At 39.3% G+C, this 22816-nt stretch carries 19 protein-coding genes and 1 pseudogene; 2 read left to right on the top strand and 18 right to left on the bottom strand.

Features of this window, described 5'->3' with window-relative positions:
- From ACIPUA_RS02535 to glnA, 14 genes and pseudogenes are all read right to left on the bottom strand, one after another.
- A pseudogene (locus tag ACIPUA_RS02535) lies at nt 1-387 on the bottom strand (IS1 family transposase); the annotation flags it as partial.
- A 111-nt stretch (nt 388-498) separates the two neighbouring features.
- A complete protein-coding gene (locus tag ACIPUA_RS02530; protein ID WP_042847726.1) occupies nt 499-786 on the bottom strand; it encodes a helix-turn-helix domain-containing protein in 288 nt (95 codons plus the stop codon).
- Nucleotides 787-858: 72 nt separating this feature from the next.
- Complete coding sequence (locus ACIPUA_RS02525; protein ID WP_042847724.1) at nt 859-1098, bottom strand: helix-turn-helix domain-containing protein; 240 nt, start codon at nt 1096-1098, stop codon at nt 859-861.
- Between the two features lie 204 nt (nt 1099-1302).
- Entirely contained in the window at nt 1303-2268 is a 966-nt protein-coding gene (locus tag ACIPUA_RS02520; RefSeq protein ID WP_052219419.1) for a fimbrial protein, read from the bottom strand.
- Nucleotides 2255-2545: a helix-turn-helix domain-containing protein gene (locus ACIPUA_RS02515; protein ID WP_042847722.1), complete on the bottom strand. Its 291-nt coding sequence runs from the start codon at nt 2543-2545 to the stop codon at nt 2255-2257. Before ACIPUA_RS02515 ends, ACIPUA_RS02520 begins: the two co-directional genes overlap by 14 nt.
- A 51-nt stretch (nt 2546-2596) precedes the next feature.
- On the bottom strand, nt 2597-3094 hold the full coding sequence (locus tag ACIPUA_RS02510) for a fimbrial protein (RefSeq protein ID WP_449059241.1): 498 nt from the start codon (nt 3092-3094) through the stop codon (nt 2597-2599).
- Nucleotides 3095-3108: 14 nt separating this feature from the next.
- Entirely contained in the window at nt 3109-3624 is a 516-nt protein-coding gene (locus tag ACIPUA_RS02505) for a fimbrial protein (protein ID WP_042847720.1), read from the bottom strand.
- Between the two features lie 9 nt (nt 3625-3633).
- Nucleotides 3634-4605 carry a fimbrial protein gene (locus ACIPUA_RS02500; protein WP_042847719.1) on the bottom strand — a complete coding sequence of 324 codons (972 nt, stop codon included), beginning with the start codon at nt 4603-4605 and terminating at the stop codon, nt 3634-3636.
- A gap of 13 nt (nt 4606-4618) precedes the next feature.
- Entirely contained in the window at nt 4619-7129 is a 2511-nt protein-coding gene (locus ACIPUA_RS02495) for a fimbria/pilus outer membrane usher protein (RefSeq protein ID WP_042847718.1), read from the bottom strand.
- A gap of 18 nt (nt 7130-7147) precedes the next feature.
- The gene (locus ACIPUA_RS02490; protein ID WP_042847717.1) at nt 7148-7822 is read right to left on the bottom strand and encodes a fimbrial biogenesis chaperone; all 675 of its coding nucleotides are present in this window, start codon (nt 7820-7822) and stop codon (nt 7148-7150) included.
- 59 nt (nt 7823-7881) lie between these two features.
- Nucleotides 7882-8406 carry a fimbrial protein gene (locus tag ACIPUA_RS02485; RefSeq protein ID WP_042847716.1) on the bottom strand — a complete coding sequence of 175 codons (525 nt, stop codon included), beginning with the start codon at nt 8404-8406 and terminating at the stop codon, nt 7882-7884.
- A 647-nt stretch (nt 8407-9053) separates the two neighbouring features.
- Entirely contained in the window at nt 9054-10520 is a 1467-nt protein-coding gene (glnG, locus tag ACIPUA_RS02480; protein ID WP_042847715.1) for a nitrogen regulation protein NR(I), read from the bottom strand.
- Between the two features lie 9 nt (nt 10521-10529).
- The gene (glnL, locus tag ACIPUA_RS02475) at nt 10530-11579 is read right to left on the bottom strand and encodes a nitrogen regulation protein NR(II) (protein ID WP_042847714.1); all 1050 of its coding nucleotides are present in this window, start codon (nt 11577-11579) and stop codon (nt 10530-10532) included.
- A gap of 155 nt (nt 11580-11734) precedes the next feature.
- Entirely contained in the window at nt 11735-13144 is a 1410-nt protein-coding gene (gene glnA, locus ACIPUA_RS02470; RefSeq protein WP_042847713.1) for a glutamate--ammonia ligase, read from the bottom strand.
- An 875-nt stretch (nt 13145-14019) separates the two neighbouring features.
- On the opposite strand from glnA, the gene ACIPUA_RS02465 reads away from it, so the two are divergent.
- Complete coding sequence (locus ACIPUA_RS02465) at nt 14020-15195, top strand: alpha/beta hydrolase family protein (protein ID WP_449059240.1); 1176 nt, start codon at nt 14020-14022, stop codon at nt 15193-15195.
- Between the two features lie 93 nt (nt 15196-15288).
- Here ACIPUA_RS02465 and ACIPUA_RS02460 read toward each other — a convergent pair whose 3' ends face one another.
- On the bottom strand, nt 15289-16107 hold the full coding sequence (locus tag ACIPUA_RS02460; RefSeq protein WP_449059239.1) for a PadR family transcriptional regulator: 819 nt from the start codon (nt 16105-16107) through the stop codon (nt 15289-15291).
- A gap of 433 nt (nt 16108-16540) precedes the next feature.
- Between ACIPUA_RS02460 and typA the strand changes: the two genes are divergently transcribed.
- Complete coding sequence (gene typA / locus ACIPUA_RS02455) at nt 16541-18364, top strand: ribosome-dependent GTPase TypA (RefSeq protein WP_042847704.1); 1824 nt, start codon at nt 16541-16543, stop codon at nt 18362-18364.
- A 46-nt stretch (nt 18365-18410) separates the two neighbouring features.
- Here typA and abgT read toward each other — a convergent pair whose 3' ends face one another.
- From abgT to ACIPUA_RS02440, 3 genes are all read right to left on the bottom strand, one after another.
- Nucleotides 18411-19937, bottom strand: coding sequence for a p-aminobenzoyl-glutamate transporter (gene abgT, locus ACIPUA_RS02450; protein WP_071547615.1), 1527 nt, complete (start codon nt 19935-19937; stop codon nt 18411-18413).
- 74 nt (nt 19938-20011) lie between these two features.
- Entirely contained in the window at nt 20012-21460 is a 1449-nt protein-coding gene (locus ACIPUA_RS02445; protein WP_042847700.1) for a M20 family metallopeptidase, read from the bottom strand.
- Nucleotides 21453-22775, bottom strand: coding sequence for a M20 family metallo-hydrolase (locus ACIPUA_RS02440; RefSeq protein ID WP_042847697.1), 1323 nt, complete (start codon nt 22773-22775; stop codon nt 21453-21455). The genes ACIPUA_RS02445 and ACIPUA_RS02440 overlap by 8 nt, the downstream gene beginning before the upstream one ends.
- Nucleotides 22776-22816 lie beyond the last annotated feature (41 nt).

Here is a 22816-nt window from a genome sequence, read left to right as displayed (position 1 = left end):
GTTCCCAGGCATACCAAAGCCAGCGTTGTTGTTTCTTATTAGCCACAAAAGACCACTGTTCATCGACTTCACAAAGGAGTTCAATGTGCAAATTATCAAGCGGTAAAGACGTTACCTGCTTCGGCGAGAGTTTTTTAAAGTACGAACAACCGCATTAATGCTGATATGAAGGGCCCTAGCAGTATCACGAATACCGGCATTATTCATCGTGAGGTCGATAATTTTATCTTTAGTTCCGGGTTGGCAAGCACGATATTTATAATCGAGTTGGAAGCTTCGGCAGCAATCTTGGCAACGATAACGTTGATGACCAGTGCTACCTAATCCATGTTTTTTCACTGGGAGCGTTTGTTGACAAAATGGGCACCTTACATCGACTTTAGCCATGAATATTCTCCGATAAATTACCCTATATTACAGGTTAATCACCGGATTGAATACATGACCCATGCACCGACATTTAATAAATCAGCATATAATGATGCTCATATTTAAATATTAAAATACTAACGCCTCAGCAGAAAAATAATTTTTTTTACTAAGTGGAGTGTCTGTATTTTTATTTATTTCTGTCTCGTCAGTTAAAAAATAGGCAGGGTCAATATTAAATATCTGAGATAATTGATATATCGTATCAACATGGATATTGACTTCGCCATTTTCATAACGTGATTGATGTTGTTGGCTAATACCTAATAAGCTACTTAATTCTTTTCCGCTCATACCATTAGCTTCTCTTAATACTCTAATTTTTAGACCAACAGATTTTGATATTTTTCGTTTCATAATGTTCTCTCTAATTTTAATAACACAAAATTAATTAAGGATTTTTAATGTTATTAATGTTTCTTATGTGGTTTAATTCTCTTTTTTAGTACTAAAAAAATGAAAAAAAGATTTAATATCAATCTTAAAGTATTCTGCATATTGAGATAACCTATCTATATTTATTCTATTCACTCCTCGTTCATATCTAGATTGTTGTTGTGGACTAATTCCTATTTCCTTAGATATAATAGATATAGGAATACCTAACTTTTTTCTATGATAATAAATTTGATATCCAATTTGTTTGGATATTGAATAATTTTTTGACATGTTTTCCCTTTATAAAATAAATCATAAACAACAGGGCTACACTAGATATAGATAAGGCAAAAACTAGAGCTTAATAGTTAATATATAGATAATTTAAAAAAAAGCATGTGTTTAAATCAAGATATTGTATTTTTATATGTAATGGTATTATTTAATGACCACCCATTTTAGATGGTCGTAATATGATACTTAAAACTAGGCCAATTATTCATATCGAATATTGACTGTTGCTGTACTGTTCGCTTTCCCAGGCGTTATTTTAGCTGCCGTTTTAATATAGCGAGCTTTCCAGTTGAACCGGATATCTCCAGCAGCTGAATTAGTTATGGTATTATTTTTAGTAGCTAGTTTTATAGGGGCATTACTTGCATTTAGTAGTTGTATGGCAATACCTGTTGCAGAGCCCGTGCCAGATAACTTGATTTTCCCTGTTTGCGTATCAACATACCCCGCACTACTGGTAATGGTTGTTTTAATATTAGTTCCGGCAGCACAACTTAAGGTGATCGGGATATTAACACTAGCACTTACTGCGCCAATATCCTTAAATTGTGTGTCATACCAATCACCTAAAACAACGGTATAGTTGTTCGACTTTGTTGTGCATTTTGCTACATTTATTCGCACGGCATTCATCGGTATATTTAATGTACTGATATTCCAATTTATATGGTTAGGGTTTTCTTGGATTAATCGTGCAACAGCCCCGGCCTTAAGGGTATTAGACTGTGTTACATTTCCGGTTTTTTTTACTATAAAAACCCATTTGGGCACTGCAATACGCCATGGCATTCTATCTCCGATAGGGTATGGGCTATAATAATCTAATGCCCCTGCTACGGCTCGAATCTCTACACTGATACCTGGAATATTAGTGGCAGCTATTTTATTTAAGTTTGGCACCCAGCCATTTATATAGCTGGCATGTAATCTTGCCTGTCCACATTGGCCGTCTTTTCCTGAGAATGTCGTAATATTATCACTAGCAAAACGAATTGTATATGTACCTAAATTCCTTGTTGAATTATCATCATATTGAATAGTATGAGTTTGTGTAGGAACATTGACATTAATATTCCTTAAGTTTGGGTTTTGAATACAAGCAGAATATGAATATGTAGAATACAATAGTGTTGTCATTAATAATGCTTTTACATTAGATTTCTTCATAGATGTTTCCTCTGGTTTTTATAAGGAATTCTTTTTTAATATATTCTTTCTCTATTTCAGTGAAGATGAAAAACTCTAATATACTAATGTTAAATATCTCAGCATACTGATTTAGCCTATCTAAATTTATCCGGTTAATACCATGTTCATATCTTGATTGTTGTTGTTCACTCACACCAATTATGTTTGCAATCTGGTTTAATGTCATTCCATTCATTTTTCTATAATATGTTATTTTACTTCCAACTATTTTGGAAATAGGGTAGTAATTAGACATAATGTATCTCCTATTAAAATAAATATAGGCGTAATAAGAAATTATATTTAATTACTGATAAGTAAATGTAAATTCTAAGTGGCTTTTAAAAGACCCTGCAATCATTCCATTACCATAACCTGAAACTCTAGCTGATAACGGAATTTCTACGCTTCTAGTTTGTGTGTTGACATTTGTTGTAATGGTATCGCCGTGTTTTATAGTCGCTTTATTTGCAGTTCTTGCTAAATTCAAAGCAACATTTTTTGCTGTCCCGTTGTTTATAAAATACTCTGGAGTTGTTGGGTCTGGAGTACCTGATATAGCCATTACAGCTTGGCTTGTTCCTACAGGGCAATTTTTGAGCTTAACTGAAAAATCAACCCATGACGATTTTTGTGTATCCTTAATATTCCAAATATTAATCTTTTTTAAATCAATAAGGTAATTAGATTTTTCAAGTTCACAAGGCGCAGCTATGACAGTACCGTGTACTTTAATATTCGCAGCTTGCCCAAAAACAATGAAAGAGCAGCTCATTAGTGATAGAAATAAAATAAAGTGTCTCATATTCTTTTCCCTGTTTATAAATAGGTAATTGTTGCTGTAATATTTGCAGAAATAGTTCCAGGGGTGACATTACCTAATGAGCTAAACGCACGTGTTCTTAATGGGATGTTAATATTTGTTTGTCCATTTGTAGTGACTTGCAATACTTTTTGGTTACCTAAAGCGGTTGTTCCATTACCATTTTGTAGTTGTACAGCTAGGTTCCTTGCCGTACCTTGGTTTTTGTATAAACTTGTTGCATCCGCAGTATCCGCGGTTCCTGTAAACGTCAGTTTTACTTGGTTAATATAGGTAGAACAGTTATTTAAGCTAATATTAAAGTTTTTCCATGGGGAACCTGAATTGGTATTTTTAAAGACATCTGCAGAAATACTTTTTAGGTCAATATCAATATTATTCCCACCAGTAATATTACAAGTAGCCGCTTTAATATTTCCGGTAAAATTCAATGTCACTGTGCTAGCAGCAAATAAATTCCCACTGATTATTAAGCTACTAAGTAAAATTAAATTATTAACTATTATTTTCATTTTTTATTCCTACTCATAGCGAATATTTACAGTAGCAGAGGCATTCGCTGTACCTGGCGTGATGTTATCTGCCGTCTTGATATAACGAGCCTTCCAATTAAACATGTAGTCTCCAGCCGGAACATTATTTTGCAGGCTGTTCTTGGTATTTAGCTTGATTGGATTATTATTTTTATCCAATAATTGTATTGCGACACCAGTAGCACTATCAGCTCCTGTTAGCCCTAATTTTCCTGTCGCCGCATCTTCATATTTAGAACTTGTGACAGTCGCTTTAATATTGGTACCTGCCGCACAGGTTAATGTAATTGGAATATCAACCGGTGTACTGGTTGAGCCTATATTAGGAAATTGTGTATCATACCAATCTTGCATATCAATATTGTAGGTTGACTGATTATTCTTTAATGAACAGCTAAGCACATTGATACGAATAGCATTAGTTGGCATATTTAAGGTTGTTAAAGTCCACGTCACACTGGTTGGTGCACGGTAAGTTACGGTTAACCTTGCGACATTTCCGGCTCTTAATGTGCCACCTTGTGTTACCGAACCAAGTTTTTTTACTGTGATGCCCCAATGCGTTGTTAATATATTATAATTGGAGTTGTTTTTATCCCATGAAGCATTAAACGCTCCAATGCCTGCGGTTGTAACAGAAATGCCAATACCCGGAATATTAGATAGGGCAACTTTATTGGCATTTGGTGACCAGCTATTGATAAAACTCCCCGTTAAGTATGAAGTAGCACAAGAACTCGAATCACTAGCTACCCACTGAGATGTAGATGAAAAATCAGCACGGAGAGACCCTAAATCTCTAGGTGTAATATCATCATATTGAATGTTATATACCGCGGTCGGTACGTTAGCGAATTTATTATTTAAATTTGGGTTTAAGGTACAAGCTGCATTAGCATACCCTGAGTATAAATATATAAAACTCATAGCCAATATCGATTTATAAATAAAATTTTTCATTATTTATTCCTTATTATCGGCAAACTGCTGCTGTTTTATATAACCCCATATAATTCGATATACCTGCTAAGTTATAATTGACTTGGCATTGTTGTTTATCGTTATATTGAATAATAAAATTGCCGTTTTCAGCTAAGCCTGATAAATAAATTTCGCCATCATTCCCCACCATACTGTTTAACTGCGGGTTATCGTTAAAGATAGCTTGGGCGCCAAAAGGTACAGGTTTACCGTCAGTAAAAGTCAGCAGCATAATTGCGCGGTAGCCAACGTTTGCGGTAAAGCTCGCTTTGACTAAAGCCCCTCGGCTTGGTGAAACACTTCGACTGGATAAATCCATCTCAGTATTCTCAGGTAATGCAGAGGTATCGATATCGATCATATTTTTGCGATAAGCAGTGACATAAGGTACCAATGCGTAACCTTGGTTATTTGTAGTCACCCCAGCTTGGTTTAGGATCGGTACATCACCTGCATCAGGAATTTCAACAAGCGCCGCGGTTTCTCCCAACTGTTGGCCAAGTACAAGGCCGCCAGAATGTGCGACTAAGCTACCGTTAACCCCGTAATAGAGGTTATAGCTGTCTTTGCTGTAGCCACTACCGCCTGAGACTTCACCATATTGGCCTTTATAAGAAGCATTCATATTACCGTTAGTGCCTTGGTCTCGAGTAGTAAAGCCTTGTTGAACGCTCCAATTTAACCGGTTATTTAACTGTGATGCTGAAAGACCAATGCTTCCGGTACTTGCACTATTACTGCTGCTACTACTGTTAAAGTTGTAATAGAAGGTATCGTCAAATACCGAAAAGGGTACGCTGACGGAAAGCGCTAATTGATGGTCATCTTCGCTTTTTGAACGACTTCCTGACCGATAAGAATAGCTATTGGTATTTTTGTTATAGGTATAATTCAAACTATAACTGACACCTTGCCAACTATTGTTATAACCCACCGTGGCAGATTGCGTTTTTCGGTCACTGTTCCAATAATCTTCATTAATATAACCAACAGAAATTGAACCAAAACTATCCCCTAAGTTTTGGCTGAGGGTAATTTCACCACGATTACGGCGTCGTTCAATTTCAGGGGCATAGTTTGTATCCCTATAACCATCAAACACTTCCGCTAAACTATAAAAGCCTTTGGTGGAATAACGATAACCTGCCAATGCGATATTAGTACCAATATCATTGATATTTTTGTTATAGCGGAAACGGTATGATTGGCCTTTTTCCTTAACATCATTACTGAGCGTTGAATTTGCATGAGTAACGTCAATTGATAAGGCACCAAAGCGCCCAAGGTTTTGCCCTGCACCAATGGAATAAGACTGGTAATGTTCACTAACTTGGCTTCCTCCATATGCGGTGATGCCATAAGGCAAGCCATAGATTAAGGTGAACTGACCAAATTTTGTTTTATCAATGCTATTATCATAAGCGCGGTATTCACCGCCAGTTACGCTATAAGAAAAATACCCTTCACGTTGTAATACGGGTAATGAAGCGAAAGGAACAATTTGGTATTGCTCGCTACCATTAGACTCTTTTATTGTGACATGTAAATCGCCGCTCCCCCCTGTTGGGTAGAGGTCTGTAATTTCAAAAGGACCAGCAGCCACTTCAGTTTGGTAGATAATGTAGCCATTTTGGCGGATTGTTACTTGTGCATTGCTACGTGCTATCCCGCGAACTACAGGCGCATAACCACGCAAGCTTTCAGGGGACATATCGTCATCTGTTGCCAATTGTGCACCACGAAAGGGCACACTATCAAAAACCATCGAAGGCGAAACACTATCACCTAAAGTTAATTGGCTTTTGATACTATTAATGCCACGCGATGCATAAGTGTAAATGGTGTCCCATTTACCGGATTGGTCATTATTACTGGACCATGTTGTATAGTTACGCAAACGCCAGGCCCCAAGATTTATACCGGGTCTTAAATTCACATAATGAGATGTACTATCTGAATCATTATTTTTTCGGTCGTAATTTTTTGAACCATTATAGCTATAGTTTAATAATAACGCGTTGATTCCATTGTCAATGTTAGCTAAATCAACATATCCCCTTGGGTTTCTATCCAAGGCAATTTGAGGAATACTAAGATATAAACGTTGTGAACCAAATTCAAAATCACTTTTTGCATCAGGGATGGCAGCAAGGTTTATACAGTGGCTTCCTGAATGTTGCAATTCAGGGTAATCATTAACTTTAATGCCAAATTCTTTGAGATCATTAAGAGATAAACAAGGAGCTAACTTGTTATTACTGTCTTTATCAAACTTAAGGCTTTTAGCACCAATTAGGTTGGTATTAACATAGATATCAACATAGTAATCCCCTGCTAATTGTTCATCATTTTCAAATTGTGATAAGTCAACTGAATCTTTATTAGGTAGCTCTAAAAAATCAGGGTCAAAATAGACTGTATCATCTGGTTTTTCTTCAGCATATAATGCCGTCGTATAGCCTAAATATAATAATAGGCCAAAAAATATTTTATTTAATTTCATATCGTAACCTAACTCTTTTTATAAGTTTATATTTTTTTCGAGTGTTTCTGGTGCAGACCCATAGTCATTAATAACTTCCCATTTAATTATTCCATTAGAACTAGGGTTATTAACGTCAAAAGATGCACTTGCAAATGGTGCGACATAAGAAACATCATTTGCTTTAGTTCCATTAAAGCTAATGCTTTGAAAGTTCATAAAATAGGGAGTTGGGTTTTTAACAATAATGTTATTTCCTGACTTAGACCATACTAATTTTTTTTGTTCTTCAATAAAATCAACATTCTTTAAGCTTTTTGGACGATAGATCAGCTTCATTTGTGTTTTAAATGCAATTTGCAATGAATTTTCTGTTCTTTCTGTCGCAGGGATCGTTTTTATATTTAGCCAGAATAATGACTCTCTATCATTAGGTAGTTTATTCTCAGTTAGAAAGATTCTAAGTGCATTTGTGTTATCCGGATTCAACCTAAATAATGGTGGTGTTATAGCAAAATCAGATTGTTTTTTTTCATCGATATTATCAATCCAAGACTGAATTAAATAAGGGATCTTATCTGGGTTTTCTACACTAATGCTGACATCTTTGTTTCCCTCATTGTAAATAACACGAGTTCCACCAATAATGACACCTGCATATGCAGTGTTTAATAGTGTAAATACAGAAATGAAAATATAGATAATGAATTTCATAATACCACCATTGATTATAATTATATAAGGCTTAATTCCTTTTAAACCTTATTTTTTATTTAGTTATAATTGATTGTAAATGTTGCAGTGCCGTTAGCAGGACCAGGAGTTACAGTGTCAGATTTAGCAATATAACGTGCTCTGAAGTCTAAATTATTTTCAACACCATCTTTTAATGGGTATGTTTTAGAGGCAGTAAATAGTGGGACTACTTTATTAGCATCATCAGTAATTTGAATACCGACACCAGTTGCAACACCAGTTTCTTCTTTTAATTTAATAACTTCATCATCGCCGATATAAGAATCCGCATCAAACTTAACAGAAGCACTTGTTACAGTCGTTGGGCAATTAATTAATTTAATGGTAAATTTAGTGGCGGCAGCAGTACTACCTGCACTTGGTAATGCGGTTTTTGAAACTTTACCTAAATTAACTTTTAATGCATCAGAACCAGCAGCTAATTCACAGGCTTGGTCAATAATTTCACCAGTAAAATCAATAGTACCATCCGCTGCTAATGCATTATTAATAGCAAAGATTGAGGATGCAGCAATTAATGATGCAAGTAAATTCTTTTTCATCTGTTTTTCTCCGGAATATAATTTATTTATTTTTCATTGAGTGGTTGAAAATATCAATTACTCAACTGAAGAGTATTTTGAATCTATTTTTTAAAATAAACAAGTTTTGTTATATTTGGTGAAATATAACTAAATTTTAATATTGTTAATATCATAATAAGTAATTAACACACTATTGGTTAATAATTAACTCTATGTTCTTACTTAAAGTAAATTTCATTTTTACTGGGTTTTTTACTAAAGTTAAATAACGATATAAAACTAAGATTACCTATAAAGTGGTGGATAAATTTAATTTATCTCTTATATGGTGATTGTTTAGGTTTATCAGGTGTTAGCATATGGAGTATACTTGAAGTGTTTGTCATTTATATTATCTAAAAATGAAAAATCATTATAAATATCAAATCACGATGGTCTAAATATGCTTGTTTTGGTGTTTTTATTATGGATATCATTTATTAACCATCGCATTTCAATGGTCTATATAAGTGATTGCTTATTGTTTTTATTATCAATGGCTGAGAGAGAAAATTAAATGTTAAGCTAATTATCATAAATAAGATGGAGATGTATTCTTTTATTTCGCCACCTTATTTTAATGATATGCTTTTGTTTTAATTAGGCTTACATAAACAAATAATGAATTACTCAAGCCCTAATTCTTTTAATTTTCGAGTTAAAGTATTCCTTCCCCAGCCTAATAAACGGGCGGCTTCTTGTTTATGGCCCTTGGTATATGTCAATGCGCAACTTAGCATAGTACGCTCTAATATAGGGATTGTTTGTGCTAATAAATCGTCTTTACCTGCTGATAACGCGTTATTAGCCCACTTTTCTAATAATTCAAACCATTGTGCTTCTGAGTTGGCTTGATGTGTAGGTAAAGTTACGTATTCATTGGCCTTCAGGTTATTTTCTTCAGTATTTTGTATCGGGCGCTCTTCCAGCAAATCTTCCGGTAGGTCTTGCGGTAAAATTTCTTGGCTAGCGGCCATCACTGTGAGCCAGCGGCAAACATTTTCTAATTGGCGGACATTACCCGACCAATAATAGCGTTGAAGGATTTTTTCGCTGTCAGCATGTAGCACTTTACTCTCTACACCTAACTCCTTAGCGGTATTTTGTAAGAAGTAATGCGCAAGGCGTGGGATATCTTCGGTACGCTCGCGTAATGGTGGTAATTGTACTCGAATGACATTCAACCGGTGAAATAAGTCTTCACGAAAAAGCCCTTCTTTGACGCGTTTTTCGAGATCTTGGTGGGTTGCTGCAATAATACGCACATCCACTTTTACAGGAGTATAACCACCAATCCGGTAAAATTGCCCTTCAGCGAGAACGCGTAGTAATCGAGTCTGCACATCGAGGGGCATATCGCCAATTTCATCTAAAAATAATGACCCATGATTGGCTTGTTCAAACCGGCCTTGGCGCACTTGGGTTGCACCGGTAAATGCCCCTTTTTCATGACCAAATAGTTCGGATTCAATTAAATCTTTCGGGATCGCAGCCATATTCAGTGCAATAAATGGCTGATTAACACGAGGACTATGCTGATGTAAGGCGTGAGCAACTAACTCTTTCCCTGTTCCTGATTCACCATTAATTAGCACGCTGATGGATGAGCGAGATAAGCGACCAATGATCCGATAAACCTCCTGCATGGCAGGGGCTTCACCAATCATGGTTGAAGACACAATAGGAGCCTGCTGTTTAGTATCCCGATCAGTGTGATTTTGTTCACGGCTGTGATTGAGTGCCCGTTCGACCAGTGCCACTGTTTCATCAATATCAAATGGCTTTGGTAGATAATCAAAGGCCCCAGATTGGTAAGCATTGACCGCGGCATCAAGGTCTGAATGCGCCGTCATGATAATAATCGGCAGTAAGGGATGAGATTGCTTAATAGTATTTAGTAATTCAATACCATTTGTGCCTGGCATACGAATATCAGATAACAACACGTCAGGAAGTGAGGTCTCTAAGGCAGCGAGAACAGCATCAGCGCTATCAAAACAGGTGCATGAAAATTCAGCACTGCTAAGTGCCCGTTCTAATACCCAGCGAATAGAACTGTCATCATCAACAACCCAAATTTTTCCCTGTGCCATAGATATCTCCTATTTTTTGATTGGTAGATAAATAGAAAACTCGGTATGCCCCGGCCAACTGGTAAATTCGATTTTACCCGCGTGTTGGTCGACTAAGCTTCGAGCAATAGATAAACCGAGCCCTGTACCATCGGGTCGCCCACTAACCATTGGGTAAAATAAAGTGTCTTGAATTGCTAATGGGATACCTGGGCCATTATCTTCAATATCAATACGCGCTGTTAGTCGATAGCGTTCACCTTGTAACATCACCTGAAATGCGGTGCGTGTCCGTAGCGTAATATTTCCCCCAGTTACCGCGAGAGCTTGCAGCGCATTACGTGCTACATTTAGTAGTACTTGCTCGATTTGATCAGGGTAATATTCGAGTTCAGGTAAGCTTGGGTCATAATCACGAACCAGTGTGACGTTATCCGGCTTTTCTAAGGATAGCAAACGCGTCACATTTTCCATTATATGATGAATGCTTTGCTGGGTTTTAGGACCCGGATATTGCGGACCAAGCAACCTATCGACAAGTGCCCTTAAGCGGTCAGCTTGCTCAATGATAACTTGAGTATATTCATTCAGTTGAGGGTCAGGCAGTGCTTTAGATAATAACTGCGCGGCACCTCGCAAACCGCCTAGTGGGTTTTTTATTTCATGGGCAAGTCCGCGAATGAGCTCGCGGGCTGCAAGTTGTTGGGCATTTTGCGCTAATTCTTGGCTTAGACGCCGTTGACTATCAAGTTGAGAAAGCTCAACTAAAATAAATTGTTCAGAAAATGGCTGAGCACTGAAAGACATCACATGGGAATGGTTATTAAACACCAGTGTGACCTCATTTTCTGTAAAGCTATGCCCTTCCTTTAAACTACTCAACATCAGTTCATCATTGAGTGAACAATAACTAAAGAGAAGAGGGAGAGGGGTACCATATAGCTTACGCTGGCTTTGAGTTAAAATCTGGAGTGCAGCATGATTGGCATAGTGGATAACCAGGTCGTAATCCAAAATCAGCACGCTATTAATTAGTGAATCGAGAAGTTGTTCTGGTGCTGGCAAATGTTCGGTTTTCATGTAATGTTGCTCCTGCACTATTTTGGTGCATTATACCTGATAGACCAAACAACCGATATTTGATTTTGTTCCGCTAATATTTTACAGAGAAAAGGCCCCATCAAAAGATGGGGCAAGTGCTTCACGGCAACAAAGACTAGCAGTGGAACGGCGTGTTACACACTGTAGTACATTTCAAATTCGAGAGGGTGTGGTGCCATACGGACACGCTGGATATCGCTGCGAACTAATTCGATATAAGCGTCAATGGCGTCATTCGTGAATACACCGCCACGGGTTAAGAATTCACGGTCTTTATCTAACTCAGCCAAGGCTTCGTCTAAAGAGCCTGAAACTGTTGGGATTTCTTTGGCTTCTTCAGGTGGTAAGTCGTATAAGTTTTTATCCATTGCATCGCCTGGATGGATTTTATTGATAATGCCATCAAGGCCTGCCATTAACTGTGCAGCAAACGCGAGGTATGGGTTAGCCGCAGGGTCTGGGAAGCGTACCTCAATACGACGTGCTTTAGTGCTGGCAACCACCGGAATACGGATAGATGCAGAACGGTTACGCGCTGAGTAAGCCAGCATGACTGGTGCTTCAAAGCCCGGAACTAAACGCTTGTATGAGTTGGTTGTTGGGTTGGTAAATGCGTTCAGCGCACGTGCGTGCTTGATAATCCCACCAATGTAGTACAGCGCCATTTCAGATAAACCGCCGTATTTGTCACCAGCAAACAGGTTAACACCGTCTTTAGACAAAGACATATGGCAGTGCATACCTGAGCCGTTATCACCGACGAGTGGCTTTGGCATAAAGGTTGCGGTTTTACCGTATGCATGGGCAACATTATGAACAACATATTTATAAATCTGGGTTTCATCCGCTTTTTTGGTCATAGTATTAAAGCGGGTAGCAACTTCGTTTTGACCTGCTGTTGCCACTTCATGGTGATGCGCTTCAACCACTAAGCCCATTTCTTCCATTGTGGTACACATTGCAGAGCGCAGGTTTTGTGATGAATCAACGGGGGGAACTGGGAAATAACCGCCTTGTACTGCTGGGCGATGACCTTTATTGCCGCCTTCGTATTTTGTGCCAGTATTCCACGCTGCTTCGATATCATCGATATGGTAGTAGCTACCATGCATATTATTGCCAAAACGGATATCATCAAAAACGAAAAATTCAGGCTCTGGACCAAACAGAACGATATCAGCGATACCGCTAGAACGTAAAAAGTCCTCAGCGCGTTTTGAAATTGAACGCGGGTCCCTGTCATAACCTTGCATAGTGCCTGGTTCTAAAATATCGCAACGGATAATTAAGGTTATGTCAGCAAAGAATGGGTCGATAACCGCGGTTGATGGGTCTGGCATCAATACCATATCTGATTCATTAATCCCTTTCCATCCACCGATAGATGAACCATCAAACATCTGGCCTTCTTCAAAGAAGTCTTCGTCAACTTGGTGAGCAGGGATAGTGATGTGTTGCTCTTTACCTTTAGTGTCGGTAAAGCGCAGATCAATAAATCTAACATTTTGCTCTTTTATTAACGATAAAACATGTTCAGCGGACATTCTCGGCTCTCCTGGTCGGGTCTAATCAGCAAATTACAGAAACCATATAGTATGTACTTGCTGGTTTGTCTGGCGTGACAGTAGTGATTAACTTAATTAAACACGCTGTTCGCTCTCTATAAAGAGATAAGCGAAAAGCATGCCAACTTTTTAAAACAGCGTAATACAGAGAGTTACACGACTATAAAAAATTCATAAGAGAATAAATGAAGTTTTTTGCACTAACTTGGTGCGTCTTGGGGGCTTCATGCACCACAATGGTGCGCAATGTCGTAAAGGCATACATTTATAGTGTATATAAATATTTTAAGAATAGCCCATTTTGAGTAATTGTAATAATTAAATAATATTTAAATGTTTTCGCTAATTTTTATTTAATTATTAGTTAGTAATTAAATTTTTTTAATGAAAAATTATTGGAAATACTGATGTTGTTGAAACGAGTATAATAATGAAATATTTATTTTTTATTCTTTTTTTGTGATTTATATAATGTTATTTCTCTACTTTTTTAATTGTTATTCCTTCGATTATGCTTGTTTCAAATATGAATTCAATATGGATATTTATTATCAGCCATTCATTGACTTTTCATTGGAAAAGTCAATGAATGGAATAATTTTGTGTTCTCTATGCTTATATGAAAAAGAGCATTGAATTAAAAATCTTTTTATGTGATACCAATAGGTTGAATTGATTGTTAATTAAATGTTAATGTTGAATGCCTACTCTTTATTCATATAAAAAATATCTTTTGATAAAAGCAGTAAGGAAAATGCCAGTAAAGGTAATTATATCATTGAATTATCATCGCAAGTCGTATAGATAAAAATTTAAAAATCGGCTAAATTTAATTAACTTAAAGAGAACATGTAATGTTAAATGGCATCTATAAGCACATTAAATCGAAGTTGTTCTTGCTCTGGGGGCTGATGTTTGCCTTCCTGTATGCAATCCCTGCAGTTTCGGAAAATTTAAAAGCGGGGCAGTTATTGACTAGCCGCTTGTTAGATTCAAATACTCGTTATGAGAATGCAGAAAAAGAATATTTGGTTTCTTATCTTTCCACGTCACCAAATAATGAGCCTGTTACTGTTTTTGGTCGTATTGCGATACCGAAAGGCACAGCACCTGAGAATGGTTTTCCTGTATTGAGTTGGGGAAATGGGACAACAGGAGTGGCTCCACAGTGCTCTCCTTCATTAGATAATAACCCTGATAGGGATGCCTATTTGAATGCAGCATTGGCAAATGGTTATGCTGTCTTGCGTACTGACTATGCAAGATGGGGTGCCGATGGTCCTCGTTTAGAGCTAAATGGGCAAAGCAATGCCAATAATATTGCTGATATTGTTTCTGCTGCTCATCAGCTCCCTGAAAATTTGGCAAATGAATGGGTTGCTGTTGGGCATAGTTTAGGTGGTGGTGCAGTGTTATGGGCTGCAAGTCTACCACCGAATAAAAAATATCCACTAAAAGGCGCGGTAGCACTTGCACCGGTGGGGCCAGGGGTACTCAAGTTTATTGAATCATCGGCGGAAGGTACAGCTCCTAAAGAGGCTCAATTTTTTATTACAGTGACTGTACTTGGCGCCAAGGCGACAGACCCATCAATTGACATTAATAAGCTGGTTGATGATTCGATATTGCCTCAGTTTGATGCAGCACAACGTCTGTGCGTAGGGGAATTGGCTGCACTAAAGCCGTTATCTCAAGGTAAATACTTAAAAGAAGGCGATGATTTGGATAAGGTTAAGCAGTTCTTATCAGCTCAGGATCCGTCTTCATTGACATTAAACGTACCTGTTTTGGTTATCCAAGGCTCTGATGATAAAACAACGGTAACACCTGAAACTACGAAACAGATGGTGAAAAAACTTTGTCAAAATGGTAATACGGTACTATATAAAGAATATGCAGGGCAAAGTCATCGTTCAGTGATTGATGCATCGAAAAAGAACACATTTGATTTTATACAAAAAATGGGTTTCTCTGAGTCAATAAATGACACAGGAAAAGAGAATGGGTTATTGGGTTGCCAAACTTTTTAAGCTTACTCTTCGGTCGAACTATAAAATAGAAAAGCTCAGCCTTGTGCCACTTATGGTGGCTACAAGGCTGATAGGCAACATAATGATGGCTATTTATTGCTCATCATTACCAATGAGCAGGGTATTGACTTGCTCGATCTGTTGCACTGCATCATTGATGATGGATGCAATTTGGCGAGTTTGTTCTTCATTGAGCTGCTTTAAAACCATTTTATGGCGTAATAATGCTTTAAAACGACTGACCGCCATTTCAATGTCTTCCGCTAAATTACCACCTTGTTGCATATCGCGTGCTTTTGCCAGTTTACGGGCAATCACCACTTCGATGTCTTTATTCTGAGCTAAATGCGATGCTCCTTCAGGCGTGATAGTAAAGCTTTTACGGTTCCGCTCAACAATTTGTGATTCCAAGAAGCCTTGTTCTTCTAGTAGTGTAAGAGTTGGGTAGATTACACCAGGGCTAGGCACATAAAGGCCGTTAGAGGCTTCTTGAATATCTTTAATTATCTCATAGCCATAACTTGGTTTTTTGGCAACTAATGAAAGCACCATAATATGAAGGTCACCATGGTCAAATAGACGACGCAGACCTTTGCCTCTTCCTCGACCCCTTTGGCGCTCACCGCCATGTCCATGTCCATGGCCATGACGCCCTTCACCGTGGCAGCATTTTTCACCATGTCCGTGACCATGACGGCCTTCACCGTGGCAGCGTTCTTCACTGTGTCTGTGACTATGACGGCCTTCACCATGGCAGCGTTCTTCACTGTGTCCGTGACTATGACGCCCTTCACCATGGCAACATTCTTTGTGTTCATGACGATGATTACCATGACAGCCGTTATGGTGGTGGTCATGCTGATTTTCGTCATGCTGTGCATAATATACATGACGACAAGATTTAATTAGCATATAGTTATTCCTTAGTTTGTAACTTTAGATATATCGAATCTATTTTGTCGTTTCACTATATTTAGATATATCTAATTAGTCAATTTAGATATATCTAAATGACACAAAAAGACATTAAAAAAGGTAGTTAAGAAAGAAAGTCTATTTTATATTCTTTTTTTTGGCTGCTAATATTGAGTTTTTAGCGTATTATTCTGCTACTTTGTGAATTATTAGTGCTGATACTCACTATTTTATTGGGTATTTTGGCGCTGTTATGCAACTGAATGTTTTTTCGTTAAAAACTTTTTATACAGTGATGGGTTTCACATTTATTCCACTTCTGCGGAAAAACGTGTAAAATAACAGCAAATTAACGTAGAAAGTATGTTTTGGTCGATAATAACGGCTAAAAAAGCATATTCCTTTCCTGTCAATTAAACGGTAAAAATCCTTGTCAATTCAAAATTTAAGAAACATCGCCATCATCGCTCACGTTGACCATGGCAAGACCACACTGGTTGGTAAATTACTGCAGCAGTCAGGTACGTTCGGTGAACGTGAAACTGTTGATGAGCGTGTTATGGACTCCAACGACTTGGAGAAAGAGCGTGGTATTACCATCCTTGCTAAAAATACCGCTATCCAATGGAATGGTTATCACATTAACATCGTAGACACCCCAGGCCACGCCGACTTTGGTGGTGAGGTTGAGCGCGTTATGTCTATGGTTGACTGCGTTCTGCTGGTTGTTGATGCGATGGATGGCCCAATGCCACAGACTCGCTTCGTAACGCAAAAAGCGTTCGACCACGGCTTACGTCCTATTGTTGTTATCAACAAAGTTGACCGCCCAGGTGCACGCCCTGATTGGGTTGTAGACCAAGTATTCGACTTATTCGTGAACTTAGGTGCAACGGATGAGCAACTCGATTTCCCTATCGTTTATGCATCTGCATTAAACGGTATTGCAGGTCTTGACCATACTGAAATGGCTGAAGACATGACGCCACTGTACGAAGCTATCGTAGAGCACGTTGCGCCGCCAGCAGTTGACATCGATGGTCCATTCCAGATGCAAGTATCGCAATTAGATTACAACAGCTACTTAGGCGTAATCGGTATTGGCCGTATTAAACGTGGTGTTGTGAAGCCAAACCAACAAGTCACTGTTATCGATAGCGAAGGCAAAACTCGCAACGGTAAAATCGGTAAAGTTCTGACACACTTAGGTTTAGAGCGAATTGACTCACAGCAAGCCGATGCGGGCGATATCGTTGCTCTAACTGGTTTAGGTGAACTGAATATTTCTGACACTATTTGCCAAGTGGGTAGCGTTGAAGCTCTGCCTGCATTAGCCGTTGATGAGCCAACAGTTAGCATGTTCTATTGTGTTAACACCTCACCATTCTGCGGTAAAGAAGGTAAATTTGTGACTTCACGTCAAATCCTTGACCGCCTGAATAAAGAACTGGTGCACAACGTGGCACTACGTGTTGAAGAAACTCAAGACCCAGATGCATTCCGTGTTTCTGGTCGTGGTGAACTTCACTTATCTGTTCTGATTGAAAATATGCGTCGTGAAGGTTTCGAATTAGCCGTTTCTCGTCCGAAAGTTATCATTCGTGAAATCGATGGCCGTAAACAAGAGCCATTCGAACAAGTTACTTTAGACGTTGAAGAGCAAAACCAAGGCGATGTGATGAAAGCGTTAGGTGAGCGTAAAGGTGACCTACGTGACATGATGCCAGATGGTAAAGGCCGTGTGCGTCTTGACTACATTATCCCAAGCCGTGGTTTGATTGGTTTCCGTACAGAATTCATGACGATGACCTCAGGTACTGGTTTACTGTACTCTACATTCAGCCATTACGACGATGTTCGCCCAGGCGAAATCGGTGGTCGTCAGAACGGTGTTCTGATCTCTAACGGTCAAGGTAAAGCAGTTGCTTATGCACTGTACAGCTTACAAGATCGTGGTAAGTTATTCTTAGGTCACGGTGCAGAAGTGTATGAAGGCCAAATCATTGGTATTCACTCTCGTTCTAACGACTTAACAGTTAACTGCTTAACGGGTAAAAAACTGACTAACATGCGTGCGTCAGGTACTGATGAAGCGACAACATTATCACCACCAATTAAAATGACTCTGGAACAAGCTCTTGAGTTTATTGATGATGATGAATTAGTTGAAGTGACTCCGCAGTCTATTCGTCTGCGTAAGCGTCACCTGACTGAAAACGATCGTCGTCGCGCGAGCCGTACAAAAGAAGACTAATTTTTAGTTAAATTAGTTAATAAGAAGGCGCCGAAAGGCGCCTTTTTTATGGGTTGAGTTGTGGGTAAACACCCGGCCCTATAGGCAGTCCTGCAAAGTACCAGCCAACAAGCAATAACATCCAAACTATAAAAAAGACAATAGGATACGGTAATATTAAGGTGTAATAAGTTCCGAGCTGTGCATTTTTATAGTAGCGTTGTAAAAAACCTAAAAAGAGAGGAAGAAAAGGTGACATAGGTGCAAGTGGTAGCACCGCTGAATCTGCGATACGAAACACAATCTGAGCAAATGCAGGGTGAAAACCTAGTAGCACAAACATAGGAACAAATATTGGGGCGAGGATCGACCAGATAGCTGAACCACTTGCGATAAACATACAAAGGAAAGCGGATAGGAACATCAAACCAATAAACGCAGGTACTCCGGTCATACCAAGGGCTTCCAGTAAGTCGGTTAACCCAATCGCCATAAATTTCCCCATGTTACTCCAGTTAAAAAAAGCAACGAATTGTGAAAGGGGGAAAACCATAACAATAAACCCTGCCATACTTTTCATTGGGTCAACTAATAAATCAGGAATATCATTAGGCTTTTTGATTTGCTTTGTTGATACACCATAGGTAATGGAGACCACGAAAAAGAAAATAATAATGACAGGAACAATCCCTTTAATGAAAGGGGATGGGATCACTGTATTGGTGACTGGATCGCGTAGTGGGGCACCTTCAGGCACAACAAGTAAAGCCACTAGACCGATAAAAACTAATGCAGACAGCCCACTCATCAATAATCCACGGTTTTGAATAGGTGTTAATTGTTCGATTCGGTCATGGGATGTGCCTTCCCATATAGGCAGGCGAGGTTCGATAAATTTATCAGTAAGTAGTGCCCCCGCAATCGTGAGTACAATCACTGACGTAGCCATAAAATACCAGTTATCAATAACACTAACATGAAGGCTTGGGTCAATGATCATGGCCGCTTCTGTACTTATCCCTGACAATAAAACATCCGTCGTGACAATCAATAAGTTAGCAGTAAAACCTGAAGCGACCCCTGCAATTGCAGCTAGTAAGCCAGCAACAGGATGACGGCCTACAGCAATAAAAATTAGCGCTCCTAAGGGTGGCATGACGACCAGCGCAGCATCAGAAGAGATATGGCTAAAAAAAGCAATAAATAGCACCATATAGCTGGCATAACGTTTATTAATGCCGGAAGCCATTTTATACATCAGAGCTTGGAGTAAACCGACTTTTTCGGCTAAACCGGCACCAATCACAAGTGCAAGAATGGCACCAAGAGGGGCAAAACTGCTAAAATTTTTAACAATATTGGGCAAAATCCATTGTAATCCCTCAACGCTTAATAAATTTTTAACGCTAACCATTTCGTCATTGGCTGGGTTTTTAACGGATAAACCAAACCAAGACAAAATTGCAGTAGCAATCATGAGTACCGCAATCAAATAAACAAATAAAATAAACGGGTTAGGTATTTTATTTCCCACGCGCTCTATCCAGCGAAAAATCGCACCGGGGCTTTTGTGATGAGTTGTTGTGTCACTCATAGAATTTCCTTGTGTCTGTATTCATTGTTATTGTTATGACTATTGAGCGGGATAAATCCCGCCAGTATAAGGAACTACTTTAATTTTGAAGGCGTTACATCTTTAGGGATAGGGCATTGATAGGGTGCGGTTTGTCTTTGTTGATGAAACTCAGCTTTAGCTTGTGCTAATAATTCTGGTTTTAAGAACAACTCAAGTGCACTGGATGCCATAATTTTTCCTGCGAGCAGCATTCCTTTATGAGCAATGGATGTGCGCCCCTGAGCGACTAACTGCCATGTATGTAGTGCGGTACCGAATGCGAAGCATGGGCTAAAACACTGTGCAGTAGGGGTCACCCAACTGACATCTCCTACATCTGTTGAGCCATACATTAATTCTTTTGATTCAACGTAAGGTAGCACTTCGTCAGTGAGTACTTTATTACCTTGCCTTTCACACCAAAGCACCCCTTTTTCACCGCCACTACGAGCTGCATTCAATTTGGCATTGCGCAAATCATCTTTAGTCAGAGTGCTATAGATTTGTTCAGCGAATTGGCGTTCTTGTTCTGTATATTCAGGGATGCCAAATTCCGTAATATGATTAAACATCGCATGTTCTAGAGTGCGATTCGGTACATAGTTTGAACATGCTTTGTCAAAACGCACCTCTAACTGAGTGCCGGTCATTAAGGCCGCGCCTTCAGCAATCTTAATAACGCGTTGGTAAATATCTTGCGCTTCATCGAGCTGCGGAGCGCGCACAAGGTAAAGAACCTCTGCATCTGCTTGTACGACATTCGGAGAGGCACCGCCCGTATTGGTGACGGCATAATGAATGCGTGCCTCTTGAATAATGTGTTCGCGTAGAAACTGAACGCCGACATTCATGAGCGTTACTGCATCTAAAGCACTACGTCCAAGATGAGGTGAGTTTGCTGCATGTGATGCAATACCTTTAAAACGAAAAGCCGTTTGAATATTAGCAAGAGACTTGACGTTGAAAACGCCACTAAAAGATTCTGGATGCCAAGTAATTGCGGCATCAACATCATTGAATAGTCCTTCCCTCACCATGAAGGTTTTACCTGAACCGCCTTCTTCACCCGGACAGCCATAGAAACGTACCGTACCCGATAAGTTATTTTCTTTTAGCCATGCTTTGACTGCATAAGCGGCGGATAAGGCAGCGGTACCTAACAAATTGTGACCACAGCCGTGGCCATTTCCATTTTCAATAACTGGGCTAGGTTCACTGCATGCCGAATGTTGGCTCAGGCCTGCAAGGGCATCGAATTCCCCGAGTAGTGCAATAACGGGAGTGCCTGAACCGTAACTTGCGATAAAAGCGGTTTCGATATTACCAACGCCTCTTTCGACGTGAAAACCTTCCTTTTCTAACGCATCAGCGAGCAGAGTCGATGAGTAAGTTTCTTCAAAACGTGTTTCTGGATGATCCCAAATATCATCACTTAATGTAGTGAATTGATGTTGGTTTTTTTCAATATAATCATTAATAAATGATGTAAATGTATTATCCATTTTGAGCTCCGAATTCAGGTAAATGCAGGGCGATAGTGGACAGCGTTTTAACGGCGGTCGTCATCACTTGTTCATCGAAATCAAAGCGCTCATTGTGGTGACCCGCGCTGAGCTGGGTGCCAAAAATCATATAAGTTGCTTGTCCCCCGAGTTGTTTGACGCGCTCCATAAAGTAGGTTGCATCTTCAGAGCCCGCGGCTTGGGAGCGGTCTTTCACCACAGATGTGAATTCAGGGAGGTGGGCTTGAGCCAAATCGCAAATAAAATCAACCCATTGTGGACTTGGATGGCTACTTTGTGCAGCGCCCATTAATTTAATATCAACGGAAACATCTTGCATCTTGGCTGCACCCTCGACGATATTTAGGGCTTTTTGATAGATAAACTCATTAATTTCATTAGTTTCACCTCGAGTTTCTACTTTTAATAACGCAGAGTCTGGAATGACATTTCGACCGATCCCTGCTTGTAAAACCCCAACATTTATTCGAGAACTACCTTCACTATGGCGTGGAATGCCATATAAGCCTAAAGTCGCATGGGCTGCGGCCAGTAATGCATTTTTACCATCTTCAGGTTTTGCACCTGAATGAGCAGCAACACCTTGATAGGTAACATCAAATTTAGTTGTCGCTAAAAAGTTTTTGCTGCCACAAACTACTTCGCCTTGTGGGACTCCAGTTCCAAGGTGAATAGCAACAAAAAAATCGACATCATCGACAACACCTGCCTCCATCATGGATTTCGCGCCGCGAGTGCCTTCCTCCGCTGGTTGGAAAATGATTTTAATACGACCGGAGAGTTTGGATTCGTATTGTTTGAGAACATGCGCAAGCCCTAATCCAATAGCGGTATGGCCATCATGACCACAGGCATGCATCATGTGTGGGTTACAAGAGGCAAACCCTTCATTGTAAGGACGGTGTTGGCACGAAAGGTCTTCGTTTAGGTCAAGGGCATCCATATCGACTCGGAAGGCTAGAGTTGGACCGGGTCTTTCGGTATCTAATGTCGCGACAATTCCTGTAAACCCACCAGAGAAATGCCCTAGCCATTGGGTAAGAGCCCCTTGCTCAATTGCTCTTTTTTCTTGTTTTTCTAATTCAGCAGGAGAAGGGAGCCCCATTCTAGCGTCAGCTTTAATCACTTCTTTGCCAAGTTGTAATTGGTAGCCAAGCTGATGCAGCTCTTCTGCTACTAGAGTCGCAGTACGAAATTCTAACCAACCAGACTCTGCATATTGGTGAAAATCTCGGCGCCATGTCTGTAACTGCTGTGCCATCTGATTGATAGTGGCATATAAGTCAGTATCCATTTTTTATCTCTTTTAGTTATCACAAAAAAAGTAAATTCTGT

This window comes from Providencia sp. AGC89 (assembly GCF_053543535.1).
This window is presented reverse-complemented; position numbering and strand designations above follow the sequence as displayed.

Coding starts and splice junctions, on each gene's coding strand:
- ACIPUA_RS02530 (WP_042847726.1), bottom strand. CDS start 786: ATGAAACGAAAAATATCAAAATCTGTTGGTCTAAAAATTAGAGTATTA.
- ACIPUA_RS02525 (WP_042847724.1), bottom strand. CDS start 1,098: ATGTCAAAAAATTATTCAATATCCAAACAAATTGGATATCAAATTTAT.
- ACIPUA_RS02520 (WP_052219419.1), bottom strand. CDS start 2,268: ATGAAGAAATCTAATGTAAAAGCATTATTAATGACAACACTATTGTAT.
- ACIPUA_RS02515 (WP_042847722.1), bottom strand. CDS start 2,545: ATGTCTAATTACTACCCTATTTCCAAAATAGTTGGAAGTAAAATAACA.
- ACIPUA_RS02510 (WP_449059241.1), bottom strand. CDS start 3,094: ATGAGACACTTTATTTTATTTCTATCACTAATGAGCTGCTCTTTCATT.
- ACIPUA_RS02505 (WP_042847720.1), bottom strand. CDS start 3,624: ATGAAAATAATAGTTAATAATTTAATTTTACTTAGTAGCTTAATAATC.
- ACIPUA_RS02500 (WP_042847719.1), bottom strand. CDS start 4,605: ATGAAAAATTTTATTTATAAATCGATATTGGCTATGAGTTTTATATAT.
- ACIPUA_RS02495 (WP_042847718.1), bottom strand. CDS start 7,129: ATGAAATTAAATAAAATATTTTTTGGCCTATTATTATATTTAGGCTAT.
- ACIPUA_RS02490 (WP_042847717.1), bottom strand. CDS start 7,822: ATGAAATTCATTATCTATATTTTCATTTCTGTATTTACACTATTAAAC.
- ACIPUA_RS02485 (WP_042847716.1), bottom strand. CDS start 8,406: ATGAAAAAGAATTTACTTGCATCATTAATTGCTGCATCCTCAATCTTT.
- glnG (WP_042847715.1), bottom strand. CDS start 10,520: ATGGCACAGGGAAAAATTTGGGTTGTTGATGATGACAGTTCTATTCGC.
- glnL (WP_042847714.1), bottom strand. CDS start 11,579: ATGAAAACCGAACATTTGCCAGCACCAGAACAACTTCTCGATTCACTA.
- glnA (WP_042847713.1), bottom strand. CDS start 13,144: ATGTCCGCTGAACATGTTTTATCGTTAATAAAAGAGCAAAATGTTAGA.
- ACIPUA_RS02465 (WP_449059240.1), top strand. CDS start 14,020: ATGTTAAATGGCATCTATAAGCACATTAAATCGAAGTTGTTCTTGCTC.
- ACIPUA_RS02460 (WP_449059239.1), bottom strand. CDS start 16,107: ATGCTAATTAAATCTTGTCGTCATGTATATTATGCACAGCATGACGAA.
- abgT (WP_071547615.1), bottom strand. CDS start 19,937: ATGAGTGACACAACAACTCATCACAAAAGCCCCGGTGCGATTTTTCGC.
- ACIPUA_RS02445 (WP_042847700.1), bottom strand. CDS start 21,460: ATGGATAATACATTTACATCATTTATTAATGATTATATTGAAAAAAAC.
- ACIPUA_RS02440 (WP_042847697.1), bottom strand. CDS start 22,775: ATGGATACTGACTTATATGCCACTATCAATCAGATGGCACAGCAGTTA.